Consider the following 14,309-nt stretch of genomic DNA (forward strand, 5'->3'; position numbering starts at 1 on the left):
CTTATTTCCCCTTTTCCTGCGCGCGCGCCTGCACCTGCTGGAAGATCACAATCGGCACGATCAGCAGGATCAGCAACACCACCGCAACAGCGGACGATACCGGCCAGTCGCGGTTGGAGAAGAACTCGCTCCAGATCGTCTTGCCGATCATCAATGTCTGCGATCCGCCGAGAAGATCGGGGATCACGAATTCACCGACAGCAGGGATGAAGACCAGGAAGCAGCCTGCCAGCACACCGGCGAGCGACAGCGGAAACGTGATTTTCCAGAATGCGGCAAACGGCGTGCAGCCCAGATCCTGTGCCGCTTCGATCAGCGAATAGTCCATCTTTTCAAGCGACGAATAGATCGGCAGCACCATGAAAGGCAGATAGGAATAGACGATACCGATGAAGACCGCCGTATCGGTGTTCAGAATATTGAGCGGCGTATCAATGACATTGAGCCACATCAGAAACTGGTTCAGCAGCCCTTCCGGCTTCAGAATACCGATCCACGCATAGACGCGGATCAGGAACGAGGTCCAGAACGGCAGGATCACCAGCATCAGCAGCGTCGGGCGGATTGTCGTCGGCGCGCGCGCAATGCCATAAGCCATCGGATAGGCCACCAGCAGCGTCAGGACGGTCGAAATGGCTGCGATGCGGACGCTCGACAGATAGGCCTTGTAATAAAGCGGATCATCCAGCAGCCAGAGATAATTGGCGAACGACAGCTGCTTGATCTTCTCCCAATTGGACGCGAAGCCCTGGGCCAGATCGAATGTCGGCATATAGGCCGGGATCGCCATCGCGACTTCCGACAGGGAAATCTTGAAGACGATGAAGAACGGGACGAGGAAAAATACCAGCAGCCAGAAATAGGGTATCGCAATGACGAGGCGGCTGGCGATGGAAGCAATCAGCTTCTGCATGGGGCAATCCTCACGCTGTGAGCACCAGACCGGCGTCGGTATCGAAGGAAACCCAGACGCGCTCGTCATAGGTCAGCGGATTTTCGGTCTTGCGCACCGCGTTGAGGCTGGCAGCCTTGATGGTACGGCCATTGTCGAGGCGCACGTGGAAAACCGTCATATCGCCGAAATAGGCGATATCCCACAACTCGCCTTCCACCGCGTTGACTGAAGCTTCTTCCGGCTTGGTGCGCGAAATGCGGGTCTTTTCCGGCCGCACCGCATACCAGACCTTCTGGCCGGGATTGAGCTGTTCACGCGTTTCGGTCTGGATATGGAAGCCGAATTTTTCGGTGGCGATTTCCGCCTCGCCGTTAGCGGACTTCACCACTTCGCCTTCGATAATATTCACATTGCCGATGAAGTCGGCCACGAATTTGGAGCGCGGCGCTTCATAGACTTCCGCCGGCGTCGCCACCTGCTTGATGCGGCCCTTGTCCATGACCGCAATACGGTCTGACATGGTCATGGCTTCTTCCTGATCGTGGGTCACGACCATGAAGGTCATGCCGAGCTTGACCTGCAAATCCATCAGTTCGAACTGGGTTTCTTCGCGCAGCTTCTTGTCGAGCGCGCCAAGTGGTTCGTCCAGCAGCAGCACTTTGGGGCGCTTGGCGACGGAGCGGGCAAGCGCCACGCGCTGACGCTGGCCGCCAGACAACTGATGCGGCTTGCGCTTGCCATATTGCTCCAGCTTCACGAGCTTGAGCATTTCCGCAACGCGCGCATCGATTTCCGATTTCGCCATACCGTCCTGCTTGAGGCCGAAGGCGATATTGCTCTCAACCGTCATATGCGGAAACAGCGCATAGGACTGGAACATCATATTGACCGGGCGCTTATAGGGCGGAATGCCGCGCATATCCTGACCGTCCAGCGTGATACGGCCCGATGTCGGCTCCTCGAAGCCTGCCAACATGCGCATCAGCGTGGTCTTGCCACAGCCGGAGGCGCCGAGCAGAGCAAAGAACTCGCGGTTGAAAACATTCAGCGACAGATCATCGACAGCAGTGAAATCGCCGAAGATTTTCGTCACATTCTCGAAAGAAATGTAGGGCTTGGCCGCCGCGTCATTCCAAGGCGCAAATTTGCGGCGAAAGCTGCCAAAAGATTCCATACCGTTCCCCTATCCGATCTACCCGGAACCAAAAGTTCGTCTCAAAACGAGACTGCTTTCGATGATTATGCAGCATTTACAAGACGTAGAGCGGCCCTCTGTCCAACAGTGAGCCGCTCTTCACAATGTCATATGCGGGTCAAACCCCGGCATAGCGTTCGATTATTACTGGCCTGTGACGATCTTGGTCCAGGCACGGGTCACCACGCGCTGGGTCTTGGTGTCGTAAGGCGTCGGCACGAACAGCTTCTTCATAACGTCTGCGGTCGGGTAGATCGCCGGATCATTAAGGATGTCCTTGTTGATGAATTCCTGCGAAGCCTTGTTGCCATTGGCATAGAACACATAGTCCGAAGCCTTGGCTGCCACTTCCGGACGCATGATATAATTCATGAATTCCAGTGCTTCCGGCACATGCTTGGCATCAGCCGGGATTGCCATCTGGTCGAACCACATCAAAGCGCCTTCCTTCGGGATCGAATAGCCGATCTCGACGCCCTGATTGGCCTTTTCGGCGCGATCACGTGCCTGGAAAATGTCACCCGAATAGCCGATGGCCATGCAGATATCGCCATTGGCGAGTGCATTGATATATTCCGACGAGTGGAACTTGCGAATATTCGGGCGGATCTTGAGATAGAGATCCTGCGCCTTCTGCAAGTCGTCCGGCGACGGAGAATTTGGATCAAGGCCGAGATAGTTCAAAGCCGGACGCAGCATTTCGCTGGCAGAATCCAGAAGATAGATGCCGCAATCCTTCAGCTTTGCCGACTTTTCCGGGTCGAACAGCACGTCCCACGAATCGATGGTGTCGGTGCCGAGCGCTTCCTTGATCTTGGCCTTGTTGTAGCCAATGCCCGTCGTACCCCACATATAATTGACCGAGTATTCGTTGACCGGATCGTAGGTTGCGGCGCGGCTCGAAATCTCGTCCCACATATTCTTGAGGTTCGGCAGCTTGTCCTTGTCGAGCTTCAGGAACACGCCAGCGGGAATCTGGCGGCCGAGAAATTCGCCCGACGGAACAACGAGATCGTAGCCGCTGCCACCGGCCAGAAGCTTGGTTTCGAGGATTTCGTTGGAATCATAGACGTCATAGACGACCTTGATGCCGGTTTCCTTGGTGAAATCCTTCAGGATGGAGTCGTCGATATAATCCGACCAGTTGTAGATATTGACCACCCGCTCCTGTGCGCTGGCGGAGAATGTGGCGGCGGCAACAACGCTCGTCACGACGGTGGTGGCCAGAAGGAAGGATTTGATCCCCATTATTTGCTCCATTCTACACGCTCATTTCCGGTGCAGGTACAGGTTGGATATACTATTCCTTGATTGCACTTTTTTAGATTGCACCGGTTTCGTCAACCGCCTGCGTCGATCACGAACATAAAAAATTGCAACCTGAGCGCCGCTGGAGGGGCGATGAGATTTCGGCTGTGTTGAGCCGAAAATGGTGGGGTTTGAGAACCGGAGCGGAATGTACTTCAAGCAAAGTCCCGAAAAGTTGCAGACTTTTCGGATAAGACTTGCGTAAAAGGAGCATACGTGAGCACCGGAAGCGAAAAACCACGCCATTTGCAGGCCATCACAACCGAAATATCGCGCCCCCTCGCGCCACTATTGGAAATCGAAGGCAGAAAGCCCCGCCACCATCTCGTCCAGTCCCAACGGGCGGGTCAAAGGCGGTTCGGCGCGGGTGACGCAGCCTTGCCGTTCGCACAGACGACAAGCCGGGCCAATCTCTGTATTGCCTGCCTTTGCGATGGCAGCGCCGTAAACGGTCTCTTCCCCCGCCTCCAGCGCGCAGCCAAGCAGGATAGCAGTGCGGCGCGGGCGCTCGTTGAATGCGCCTTGCGGCCCTTCCAAAGTGCGCGCGACGGTCAGAAATGCGGTGCCGTCCGGCAGTTCCGTTGGTTCGACCAGCACCTGGCCTGCCTGCGCGAAAGCCGCATAGACCGGCAGCTTCGGGCACTGCCCGCCAAACCGTGTCGGAAAGCCCTCGGCACCTGCGACGCGCAACCGGTTACCGGCATGGTCGATTTCCATCACAAAGAACGGCAGAGCACTCGCCCCCTGCCGCTGCAAGGTGGTGAGACGGCTCGCCGCCTGCTGGAACGAGACCCCGAACCGCGAGCGCAGCGCATCGACATCATAGCGCATCCGCACCGCGGCATCACGAAACTGGCGATAGGGCATCATCAACGCCTGCGCGGCATAGCGCGCCAGCTCGAACCGGGCGATACGCTTTGCTTCACCGGACGATAGTTTCAGCCCTTCCGTCTCCGCGCCGATCACCACCTGCATGCGGATGAGCGCCGCTTCCATGGCGATCTCCTGCAACTGATCAAAGGGCGATAGACGTTCCGAAATGAACAGGCGCTGCGAATGGCGATCATAGCGCCTGCGCCAGTTGGGCATGGTCGCGACCGGCAATGTGCGCACCGTGATACCATGCTCGCGCCGCAGCCATTCCTTCAAGGCTGCCGACAGATCGCCATCCGGTTTCAACAGCGCGAAAAAGCTCTCTGCTTCTTCTTCGATACGCGGATAGTGATTGGGACGTCGCGCCATCACATCGCGCACTTCATCCAGCGGCAGCCGTGTGGCGGAAAGCTGCGCCGCACTTCCCTCATGCGACAGCAATTGCGACAGATCAGACAGGCGCTGCTGCTGCTCGCGATAGGCCCGGTAGAGCTTCATGATTCCGACGGCGGCGTTGGGGGCCGCCTCGCCGATTTCGACCAGTTCCTGATCGCCCGGCAACTCGCCGGTCAAAAGCGGATCGGAAAACACTTCCTTCAATCCGGTGATCGTCGCGCCACTTTCGGCCTGCAAACTATCGAGGTCGAGCTTGTAAACACTGGCGAGCCGCAACAACAACTGCACCGTCAAGGGCCGCTGGTTGCGCTCAATCAGATTGAGATAGGACGGCGAAATGCCAAGCGCCTCGGCCATGGCCGTCTGCGTCAGGGACCGCTCGTTGCGAATGCGCCTGATGCGCGGCCCGGCAAAAATCTTGCGTTCGCTCAACTCTGTCCTCCCAAACCCGCAATGGTGATTTTTACAATTCATGACAAAATAGCTGCAAAGTCAGACTTTGACAATCTTTACAAATTTACAGAGTGCCTTCGTCAAATATCCGACAGCTTAACTTCAATTCTCTGGCGCTTTTGGCGCTTTTTCTAGCCACCCATCCAATGCGAATGTAAATTCAGTCACAGAAAGAGCAGCGACTAACCGCTCTTCGTGAACCAGTGATAAGTGTGAGGAGACACCGAAATGACAGATTTTTACAGCCTTATTCCTTCGGCACCCAAGGGTCGTTTCGACGGTATCGAACGTGCGCATACGGCCGAAGATGTAAAAAGGCTGCGCGGTTCGGTGGAGATCAAGTATTCGCTGGCTGAAATGGGCGCAAACCGCCTCTGGAAGCTGATCCATGAAGAAGATTTCGTCAATGCGCTGGGCGCGCTTTCCGGCAATCAGGCCATGCAGATGGTTCGCGCCGGACTGAAGGCGATCTACCTCTCCGGCTGGCAGGTTGCAGCGGATGCCAATACGGCATCGGCCATGTATCCAGACCAGTCGCTTTATCCGGCCAATGCGGCTCCCGAACTGGCCAAGCGCATCAACAAGACCTTGCAGCGCGCCGACCAGATTGAAACCGCCGAAGGCAAGGGACTTTCGGTCGACACCTGGTTTGCACCGATCGTTGCCGATGCTGAAGCAGGCTTTGGCGGACCGCTCAACGCTTTCGAGATCATGAAAGCCTTCATCGAGGCCGGTGCGGCAGGCGTGCATTATGAAGACCAGCTCGCTTCGGAAAAGAAGTGCGGCCACCTTGGCGGCAAGGTTCTGATCCCGACGGCAGCGCATATCCGCAACCTCAACGCGGCGCGCCTGGCGGCAGACGTGATGGGAACGGCCACGCTGGTCATCGCCCGCACGGATGCGGAAGCCGCCAAGCTTCTGACTTCGGACATCGACGAGCGCGATCAGCCCTTTGTCGATTACGACGCAGGCCGCACGGCGGAAGGCTTCTATCAGGTGAAGAACGGCATCGAGCCATGTATCGCCCGCGCGATTGCCTATGCGCCTTATTGCGATCTGATCTGGATGGAAACATCCAAGCCCGATCTCGAACAGGCTCGCCGCTTCGCGGAAGCTGTGCACAAGGCGCATCCGGGCAAGAAGCTCGCCTATAACTGCTCGCCGTCGTTCAACTGGAAGAAGAACCTCGACGACGCCACGATTGCCAAGTTCCAGCGTGAGCTGGGCGCGATGGGCTACAAGTTCCAGTTCATCACGCTGGCCGGTTTCCACCAGCTCAACTTCGGCATGTTCGAACTGGCACGCGGCTACAAGGACCGGCAGATGGCGGCCTATTCCGAACTGCAACAGGCGGAATTTGCAGCCGAAGCCAATGGCTACACCGCGACCAAGCATCAGCGCGAAGTCGGCACCGGCTATTTCGATGCCGTATCGCTCGCAATCACCGGCGGTCAGTCTTCGACCACCGCCATGAAGGAATCGACTGAAACAGCACAGTTCAGACCGGCTGCCGAGTAGCAGTCAGTAATCAAACAGGAGGAACAGTTCCATGAATTCGCCAGCACGCGTCAAGGAAAGAGCAGAAGAACAATCGTCGAGCATGTCCACGGATCAGCAGACCGTTATCCGTATGCTCGCCAACGATCTGCATCGCCTCAACTACACCGTCATGAAGGCGGTCGAGGCAGGCGTTTCGGTGGAACTGGTCCGCTCCGCCCGGCATCATGGTGGCGACGGCAACTGGGGTGATCTTCTGATCCCAGTCATCGTCACCCACGACAAATGATCACGACCCTGACAATTGCCGTCGCCACCATGTTCATTCATTTTGTGTGCCTTCGGCAACACGGGAATGGCGACGGCAACTGGGGCGATCTTCTGATCCCGGTTATCGTCACCCACGACAAATGATGACGATCCTGACTATCGCCGTCGCCACCATGCTTTTTGATCTTGCCGGTGGCGACGGCAGAAAGCCTATCCCGGTCATTGTTTTCAAAAGCCACTGACCGGCCAGACCACCAATGCCTTTCTCACCTTCACTCCGTCCCCGGCTGCCCCTCCAGCCGGGGATTTTTTTATCAGTTCGACGCACTGCGTGCCGGTTTCATAAATTTCTGTATTTTGCAAAAATTTCATAATTGTGAGTATAAATTTAATTCAACATTGGATATCGAAGTATATATTAATCCATGTTTTTAATAAAAATGTAAAACGTTTGAAACGGAGAAGACAATGAGGAACTATTTGCTCTTTCTGTATATTATATCAAGCGCAATAATTATTTCCGCAAATCATTCAATGGCTCAGGAAACTTCTACAACGGTGTATAAAGACCAAGCGACACGCGGCCTCGTCGACGACATCGAGTGCTTTTATAAGAAGGGATTCTTCGACCCCGAGTGCTGGAAATCATAACCATCGACTACCGGAAAAGCCCCTTAGATGGGGTTTTTCTGTTTCATCGGCGTAGAGACCTTCTAAACACAAGGATAGTCACATGAATTTCCTCCTCATATTTATCGCTACAGTGCTTATCCCTCTGATATTCGGCTCAGAATATTCTGTTGTTCAAAACGCCAATGCAGGCGCTCTCAGAGATCAACGAATATCAGCCTCAGACACTATCGATTTGAAACTTCCAATCTGCGTCATTGATCGGGAACTATGCGCTCCACGCATTTTGCCGTGATGATGAAGCAAGACAGAACCAAATCAGTCACTCGCCCTCCCGCCATGTGCAAGCCTCCGACTGCGGGCGGCGCTTGTATTTCCCACGACAACCCTCCCGCAGATGTTCTTCACTGGATTCACTGCTTGTGCTGTACGACGCTGAAATCCGCGCCCAGCCGGCTTCTGATTGCCAGCATATTCTTCTGGAAAGACACACCAATTTTAATAGATTCTCATGAATGTAAAATATCTTACAAAAAAATAATTCGATATTGGGCTATATAGATCGAATATTATCGTGCTTATCTGTAAATGCATCGATGCATATTTACTTTTAAAATTAATATTAGGATTTATATTATGAAGAAGTATTTAGTATATACCACTCTTGCACTTGCTACCATGGCTGCTTCTGCTGGTCAGTCTTATGCAAATCCCATTCACGATGTTCAAAGCCAGCTATCTGCGAACGGCCCGGACAATAGCTTTATTTGCATCGTAACGCCTTTCGGCAAGTGGTGTCCATTTAAGTAAGAACCCAATGATGGAAGCTTGGGCATCAGCCCAAGCTTCTCACATCAGCAGATAATCGACAGGCTGCGGGAGGTCCGGCAAATTGGCCTCCCCCAGGGCTTCCCGCAGGTTGATTTCGATCGTATCGGCAATTGCCTCTATCGGCAGATCGTTTGGCAGAACACCGAAAGGCTCTTCCAGTTCATCGCCCAGCGCATCAAGGCCGAAGAATGTATAGGCCACCAGCGTCGTCGCAAAAGGCGTGCCCCAGCCCAGCATGTCGGCAAAGCCGAACGGGATGAAGAAACAGAACAGATATGCCGTTCGGTGCAAAAGCAGCGTATAGCCGAAGGGCACAGGGGTGAACCGCAACCGCTCGCACGCCGCCTGTATCTCTGCCAGCGCGCTGACGGAGTTGTCGAGCGTCTGGAAATCAATCGGCTGGATATCGCCTTTCGCCCGCAGATCGGCCAGCACGCCGCCAAGCTTGCGCAGGATGAAATCGGGTCCGTTGCGGCTTGCGGCCATGGCGGCATGTTCATCCGCCGACAGCCATTTATCCCGCTTTACGGCGCTATTGCCCGGACGAAGATGGACAACCATCGCCTGAGAAAAACCTATGCCATAATGCAGCAACCGGGCGCGCGCGCCTTCTGCGCCGGGCACCACATCCAGAAACATCGTCTGACGCGCGAGATTGCGTGTCGTATAGACCAGCTTGCCCCAGATTTTGCGCGCTTCCCACCAGCGGTCGTAGCAGGCATTGTTGCGAAAACCGAGAAAGATCGACAGCGCAATGCCCAGCAAGGCGAAGGGTGTACCATTGTTGAATGCGGGCACCCAACCCGGAAAGACATGATGCCCGGCGACCACAAGCATCGACAGCAAAAACACTGCGCATATCTGCGGCAGTATGCGCAGCACAATGGAGCCTTTGACGATGAAGAAGAGCTGCCACAAGGGCGGGCGCGGGCGAACAATCATAGTATTTCAGTCCAGAAGCAAAGCGAGCCGCAAATAAAGCGGGAATAAACAGCCTATACACCCTTCTGCCAGCCAATAGCGAGCAGGAAGACCATCACGATCCTGTATTTTCTGCCCGTAGAATGCTGCACTGATCCCGATCATCTTGTGTATTCAACACAACCATGATCACGCAGGATAAAATGTCGGTTCAGTCTTTCATTGATAGTATCGCTTCGCAGACCGGCATCGACTCTGCGGTCGCCGAACGCGTTGCAGGGATCATGTTTTCCGTCGTTCAACACGAAAGACCGGATCTGGCGACACGCCTTTTCGACAAAATTCCAGGCGCGGAAGAACTGGCCAACGCCAATGACGTCATGGCCAAAAATGCGGAAGGCGGCTTGTTCAGCTGGATCGCCAATGCTGCCGGCAATCTAGCGGGTGAAAGAATCGGCGCCTTGCTGAAAGGCCTCGCCGCACTGAAGGCGAGCGGCCTGACAATGGAACAGATCAAGCAGGTCGGCTTGCAGGCGCTCAGTCACCTTCGTGAACTGGACACCCTGCTCGCAGATGAGCTTAAGGCGCATTTTCGCAGTTTGAAGGCACGGTTCGGCCTTTGAAAGCAGCACTACACCGCCCAAACTGCGACAGTTTTTGGGCTCCCAAAAAAGCCTGCTGGCCCCATTTGTCAACCACAGCCGACGCAGCTATCATGCACATATCGAAATCATTTTCTGGTGATGGATGTCTGCTGATACGACGGAAAAGAAGGTTACGCGTGCGCCGCGTCGCCGTACGCCTGCCTATGTCAAATCCCTGCGTGGGGTGAAGAACTGGAAGCAGGCAACCGAATGGCTAGCCTGGCGGGATATCGAAGACATCGAATGCATCACCCCCGATCAAGCGGGGGTTGCGCGCGGCAAAATGATGCCGTCCAAAAAATTCACGTCCAACACATCGCTGGCACTGCCATCCGCTGTCTTCATGACGACGATTTCCGGCGACTATCCGGAAGACGGCTACGGCTTCCATTATCCGGAAGACGATGGCGATCTGAGACTTTTGCCCGACCTTTCCACTCTGTCGGCTGTTCCTTGGGAAAGCGACCCGACGGCGCAGGTGATCTGCGATCTGGTCTATCAGGACGGACGCGCTGTTGAATTCACGCCGCGCAATGTGCTGCGCAATGTCGTTGCTGCTTACAACAAGCGTGGCCTGAAGCCGGTCGTAGCGCCGGAAATCGAATTCTATCTGGTGCGCAAGAACCCCGACCCGGATTATCCGCTGACCCCGCCGGTTGGCCGTTCGGGCCGCGCCATCGGCGGCGGACAGGGCTATTCGATTGCGGGCGTCAACGAGTTCGATGAACTCATCGATGACATCTACCATTTCTCCGAAGGTCAGGGTCTGGAGATCGACACGCTGATCCACGAAGAAGGCGCCGGTCAGCTGGAAATCAACCTGCGCCATGGCGATCCTGTCGAATTGGCCGATCAGGTTTTCCTGTTCAAGCGCACGATCCGCGAGGCGGCGCTCAAACATGACATGTATGCCACCTTCATGGCCAAGCCCATTCAGGGCCAGCCGGGTTCGGCGATGCATATCCACCAGTCGATCATCGACAAGAAGACGGGCCGCAACATTTTCACCAATGAGGATGGCAGCGAGAGCGAGGCCTTCCGCCACTTCATCGGCGGCATGCAGCGCCATGTGCCGAATGCTCTGGTAATGTTTGCGCCCTATGTGAATTCCTATCGTCGCCTGACGCCGGATGCCTCCGCGCCCGTCAACGTCAAATGGGGCTACGACAACCGCACCACCGCCTTCCGCGTGCCACGCTCCGACCCCAATGCGCGCCGCGTGGAAAACCGCATCCCCTCCTCCGACGCCAATCCCTATCTGGCGCTGGCGGCTTCGCTTGCCTGCGGTCTGATCGGCCTCGTCAACAAGATTGACGCGGAACAGCCCGCCACCACCAGCGTCAACACCAAGGAAGTCGAACTGCCGCGCGGCCTGATCGATGCCGTGGAATTGTTCGAAAGGGACGACGAACTGCGCAACCTGATCGGCAGTTCCTTCGTCACGACCTATGCCGCCATCAAGCGCGCCGAGTTCGAAACCTTCATGGAAGTCATCAGCCCGTGGGAACGCGAGTTCCTGTTGCTCAATGTGTAGGTTAGGGGAGTAGGGCAGTAGGGGAGTAGGAAATATGCGGGGGCATATATATGACAATCAATTCGTATCGCGATATTCTTGCATGGCAGCAAGCAATGGAGCTGGTAACGGCAGTCTATAAATCTACGGAGATATGGCCGAAAGAAGAGATCTATGGACTGACAAGTCAGGTGCGTCGCGCTGCAGTATCAGTTCCGGCGAATATAGCGGAAGGTTACGGGCGGGATACACGTGGCGCCTATCAGCAGTTTTTGCGTATCGCGCAAGGTTCGTTGAAAGAAGTGGAAACCCACATACTGATTGCTGAAAGATTGGGCTTTATCAAACAGGATACTATCGACCCGATAATGGCGAAGAGTGAGAGTGTCGGAAAACTGCTTAGACTTCTCATTCGCAAGCTATCGGACGGCTAACATACTCCCCTACTCCCTTATTCCCTTACTCCCTTAAAGCACGCGGAATCGCCGATGCCCTACCAGTCCCCAATCTCCCCCGGCCTTTCATGGTACGAAGCGAGTGTGCCGGAGCGGCCTGAATATCCAGAGCTTGACGGTTCGCGGCAGGCCGATGTCGTCATCATCGGCGGCGGCTATACGGGACTATCCGCAGCCTACCATCTGGCGAAACAGGGCGCGGATGTGGTTCTGATCGAGGCCGAGCGCTTCGGCGACGGCGCATCGGGGCGCAATGGCGGCCAGTTCGGCACCGGCCAGCGCACATGGGCGGAAGACCTCGAAGCCGAATATGGCTATGAGCGCGCCAAGGCCCTGTTCGACGTTGCTGAAGAGGCGAAAGCCTATCTGCTGGCCTTCGCGAGCGAGCACCAGATCGACATGGACTATGTGCCCGGGCAAATCTCCGTCGTGCACAAGCCGCGCTATCTCAAGCAATATGAGCGCCACGCGGAGCTGATGCAGAGCCGCTTCAACTATCCGCATTTGCGTTTTATCGGGCGCGATGAAACGGCGGCCTTGCTGGGGTCCAGCCGCTATCATGGCGGCGTCTACGATGCCGGAACCGGCCACATACACCCGCTGAAGCTGCTCATCGGCACCGCCAAGGCGGCAAAAGCGGCGGGCGCGAAGCTCTATGAGAATACCAAGGCAACCGGGATCAACACGGCCAGCGGGCGCGTGGAAGTCGCGACGACACGCGGCACGATTGTCGCGAAAAACGCCTTCATCGCCGTCAATGCCTATGGTGGCACGCTGGAGCCGATCAGCGCATCGCATGTCATGCCGATCCGCTCTTTTATCGGCGCGACGGTGCCGCTTGGCGATGACAGCCCGGTCATACCGGGTGGCGAGTCGATCGACGATTCCCGCTTTGTGGTCCGCTATTTCCGCCGCTCAAAAGATGGACGGCTGTTGTTTGGCGGTCGCGAAGCCTATACGGCAGATAATCCGCGTGAGATCAGCACGCATATCCGTCGCCAGATCGCGGAAATCTATCCCGCGCTTGGCAATGTCGAGATTACCCATGCCTGGGGCGGTTCGGTCGGCATAACCATGCCGCGCCAGCCTTTTGTCCGTGAAGTGATGCCGGGCGTCATTTCGGCAGGCGGTTTTTCCGGCCATGGCGTGATGCTGGCGAATTTCATGGGTAAGCTTTATGCGGACAGCATTTCCGGCAAGCGCGAGAAGCTCAAACTGTTTGAAGAACTGCGCATTCCATCTTTCCCCGGCGGGCGTACATTCCGCGCGCCGCTCCTCTTCCTCGCGCTGTCATGGTACGCGCTGATGGATCGCGTATAGATGGAGGCGAGGCGCCAATAGGCGCCTCGCCTTTCTTCGACCTGCATTCTTGCAGGCCGCTCCCCTAAGAGCACATCCCGAAAAGTGTAAAACGGTTTTCGGGAAAGATGTGCGTTAAAGCGCTCTAAGCCGCGCGCTCCCCGGCCCTCAAAGCCAGACGCTGATAGGTTTCTTCCACCACATCACGCATCGGCAACATGCCGCTGAGACACAACAATGCGCGCATATGTTCGCGTCCGCCCTCATAGCCCATGATCGGCGCGAAGGGCTGCATCACGATGTTTGGCTCGTCTGCGTAGAGCTGCTGATACTCGGCAAAATTCATGAAGCTCTTATAGCTGTCGCCACGCAGCAGATAGGTTTCAACCGCAGCCCCTTCGGCGAATATCGCTTCATGGCTGTCGAGCATAACATTGTAGTAATCGATGGATTGATCCATCGCCACGCGGTTAATGGAACGTCCGTTGACGAGATCCTTGGCGCGGATCAAAACGCCGTCGATGAAAAGCGCATGATTGGGCGAAAGATAAAGATCGCGACGCGGTGTCATGCGATCCAGCGCGTGGCTGGCGATGCGGATCGGCATCACGTCTTCGCCCCATTCTGCGCCGCCCTTTCTGTAGCGTTGCCAGCCGACCCATTTGACCGGCACGACCTTGCAATCAGCGGTCACGACAAGGTCGCCAACGGCGAGGTTTTCCACGGCAACCGGTCCGCTCATGGTTTCAACCAGCGTCCCTTTCAGCAGGCAGTTGGTGCCGCCGCCATCACCGCCACTGCCTCCATCCTCCCACCATTTGGCCCCCAAGGCACGGGCTGGCGTCGTGAGAGATGACGCCAGAGCGCCAATCGCGGCCGCCCTTGCGGCGGCAGCTCCCGCCACGCCCAAAAAATGGCGTCGCGCTCGGTTGCGTGGTGAATGCCTGTTTTGTTGTTCTGTCGACATAAATCCCTCCGCTCCATCTGTCTGTTACGACGCATCGCCCGCATGCAGCGCCGCGCGCTTTTGCCGGAAATACGGTTGGACATCGGCCTGAAAACCAGTGTGGAGTTTTGCAAAGCACGATGCACAGATTGAAAACCCGAAACGACGCTTGCCATTGCGTGG

Annotated in this window: 13 protein-coding genes; 7 read left to right on the forward strand and 6 right to left on the reverse strand. The window is 56.0% G+C overall.

From position 1 onward, the window contains the following. Position 1 precedes the first annotated feature (1 nt). From FGI60_RS09100 to FGI60_RS09115, 4 genes are all read right to left on the reverse strand, one after another. Positions 2-913 (reverse strand): ABC transporter permease subunit, encoded by a 912-nt coding sequence (locus tag FGI60_RS09100; protein WP_138784910.1) that lies wholly within the window; start codon positions 911-913, stop codon positions 2-4. Positions 914-923: 10 nt separating this feature from the next. Beyond that, the gene (locus FGI60_RS09105; RefSeq protein ID WP_138784911.1) at positions 924-2,069 is read right to left on the reverse strand and encodes an ABC transporter ATP-binding protein; all 1,146 of its coding nucleotides are present in this window, start codon (positions 2,067-2,069) and stop codon (positions 924-926) included. 165 nt (positions 2,070-2,234) lie between these two features. Continuing rightward, on the reverse strand, positions 2,235-3,338 hold the full coding sequence (locus FGI60_RS09110; protein ID WP_138784912.1) for a polyamine ABC transporter substrate-binding protein: 1,104 nt from the start codon (positions 3,336-3,338) through the stop codon (positions 2,235-2,237). A 348-nt stretch (positions 3,339-3,686) separates the two neighbouring features. After that, positions 3,687-5,099, reverse strand: coding sequence for a helix-turn-helix domain-containing protein (locus FGI60_RS09115; protein ID WP_113533365.1), 1,413 nt, complete (start codon positions 5,097-5,099; stop codon positions 3,687-3,689). A 249-nt stretch (positions 5,100-5,348) separates the two neighbouring features. On the opposite strand from FGI60_RS09115, the gene aceA reads away from it, so the two are divergent. The 3 genes from aceA to FGI60_RS26655 are packed head-to-tail and all read left to right on the forward strand — an operon-like array spanning position 5,349 to position 7,031. Then, positions 5,349-6,638, forward strand: a complete 1,290-nt coding sequence (aceA, locus tag FGI60_RS09120) for an isocitrate lyase (protein WP_078339792.1) — start codon at positions 5,349-5,351, stop codon at positions 6,636-6,638. Positions 6,639-6,669: 31 nt separating this feature from the next. Then, positions 6,670-6,906, forward strand: coding sequence for an SMc00767 family acetate metabolism repressor (locus tag FGI60_RS09125; RefSeq protein ID WP_078339793.1), 237 nt, complete (start codon positions 6,670-6,672; stop codon positions 6,904-6,906). Next, positions 6,903-7,031, forward strand: coding sequence for a hypothetical protein (locus FGI60_RS26655; RefSeq protein ID WP_268898801.1), 129 nt, complete (start codon positions 6,903-6,905; stop codon positions 7,029-7,031). The genes FGI60_RS09125 and FGI60_RS26655 overlap by 4 nt, the downstream gene beginning before the upstream one ends. A gap of 1,335 nt (positions 7,032-8,366) precedes the next feature. On the opposite strand, the gene FGI60_RS09130 is transcribed toward FGI60_RS26655, so the two are convergent. Next, positions 8,367-9,290 carry a bestrophin family protein gene (locus tag FGI60_RS09130; protein ID WP_138784913.1) on the reverse strand — a complete coding sequence of 308 codons (924 nt, stop codon included), beginning with the start codon at positions 9,288-9,290 and terminating at the stop codon, positions 8,367-8,369. A 182-nt stretch (positions 9,291-9,472) separates the two neighbouring features. Between FGI60_RS09130 and FGI60_RS09135 the strand changes: the two genes are divergently transcribed. The 4 genes from FGI60_RS09135 (at position 9,473) to FGI60_RS09150 (ending at position 13,201) form a co-directional block, all read left to right on the forward strand. Next, entirely contained in the window at positions 9,473-9,892 is a 420-nt protein-coding gene (locus FGI60_RS09135) for a DUF2267 domain-containing protein (protein WP_138784914.1), read from the forward strand. A gap of 124 nt (positions 9,893-10,016) precedes the next feature. Continuing rightward, on the forward strand, positions 10,017-11,447 hold the full coding sequence (locus FGI60_RS09140) for a glutamine synthetase family protein (protein WP_138784915.1): 1,431 nt from the start codon (positions 10,017-10,019) through the stop codon (positions 11,445-11,447). Between the two features lie 50 nt (positions 11,448-11,497). Beyond that, complete coding sequence (locus FGI60_RS09145; protein ID WP_138784916.1) at positions 11,498-11,860, forward strand: four helix bundle protein; 363 nt, start codon at positions 11,498-11,500, stop codon at positions 11,858-11,860. Positions 11,861-11,914: 54 nt separating this feature from the next. Next, positions 11,915-13,201 (forward strand): NAD(P)/FAD-dependent oxidoreductase, encoded by a 1,287-nt coding sequence (locus FGI60_RS09150; RefSeq protein WP_138784917.1) that lies wholly within the window; start codon positions 11,915-11,917, stop codon positions 13,199-13,201. Between the two features lie 124 nt (positions 13,202-13,325). On the opposite strand, the gene FGI60_RS09155 is transcribed toward FGI60_RS09150, so the two are convergent. Beyond that, positions 13,326-14,147: a Hint domain-containing protein gene (locus tag FGI60_RS09155; protein ID WP_138784918.1), complete on the reverse strand. Its 822-nt coding sequence runs from the start codon at positions 14,145-14,147 to the stop codon at positions 13,326-13,328. Positions 14,148-14,309 lie beyond the last annotated feature (162 nt).

This window comes from Brucella haematophila (assembly GCF_005938105.1).
GTDB lineage: Bacteria > Pseudomonadota > Alphaproteobacteria > Rhizobiales > Rhizobiaceae > Brucella > Brucella haematophila.

What these genes read in the sequence shown, in the direction of transcription:
- FGI60_RS09100 (WP_138784910.1), bottom strand. Translation starts at nt 913, where the DNA reads ATGCAGAAGCTGATTGCTTCCATCGCCAGCCGCCTCGTCATTGCGATA.
- FGI60_RS09105 (WP_138784911.1), bottom strand. Translation starts at nt 2,069, where the DNA reads ATGGAATCTTTTGGCAGCTTTCGCCGCAAATTTGCGCCTTGGAATGAC.
- FGI60_RS09110 (WP_138784912.1), bottom strand. Translation starts at nt 3,338, where the DNA reads ATGGGGATCAAATCCTTCCTTCTGGCCACCACCGTCGTGACGAGCGTT.
- aceA (WP_078339792.1), top strand. Translation starts at nt 5,349, where the DNA reads ATGACAGATTTTTACAGCCTTATTCCTTCGGCACCCAAGGGTCGTTTC.
- FGI60_RS09125 (WP_078339793.1), top strand. Translation starts at nt 6,670, where the DNA reads ATGAATTCGCCAGCACGCGTCAAGGAAAGAGCAGAAGAACAATCGTCG.
- FGI60_RS26655 (WP_268898801.1), top strand. Translation starts at nt 6,903, where the DNA reads ATGATCACGACCCTGACAATTGCCGTCGCCACCATGTTCATTCATTTT.
- FGI60_RS09130 (WP_138784913.1), bottom strand. Translation starts at nt 9,290, where the DNA reads ATGATTGTTCGCCCGCGCCCGCCCTTGTGGCAGCTCTTCTTCATCGTC.
- FGI60_RS09135 (WP_138784914.1), top strand. Translation starts at nt 9,473, where the DNA reads ATGTCGGTTCAGTCTTTCATTGATAGTATCGCTTCGCAGACCGGCATC.
- FGI60_RS09140 (WP_138784915.1), top strand. Translation starts at nt 10,017, where the DNA reads ATGTCTGCTGATACGACGGAAAAGAAGGTTACGCGTGCGCCGCGTCGC.
- FGI60_RS09145 (WP_138784916.1), top strand. Translation starts at nt 11,498, where the DNA reads ATGACAATCAATTCGTATCGCGATATTCTTGCATGGCAGCAAGCAATG.
- FGI60_RS09150 (WP_138784917.1), top strand. Translation starts at nt 11,915, where the DNA reads ATGCCCTACCAGTCCCCAATCTCCCCCGGCCTTTCATGGTACGAAGCG.
- FGI60_RS09155 (WP_138784918.1), bottom strand. Translation starts at nt 14,147, where the DNA reads ATGTCGACAGAACAACAAAACAGGCATTCACCACGCAACCGAGCGCGA.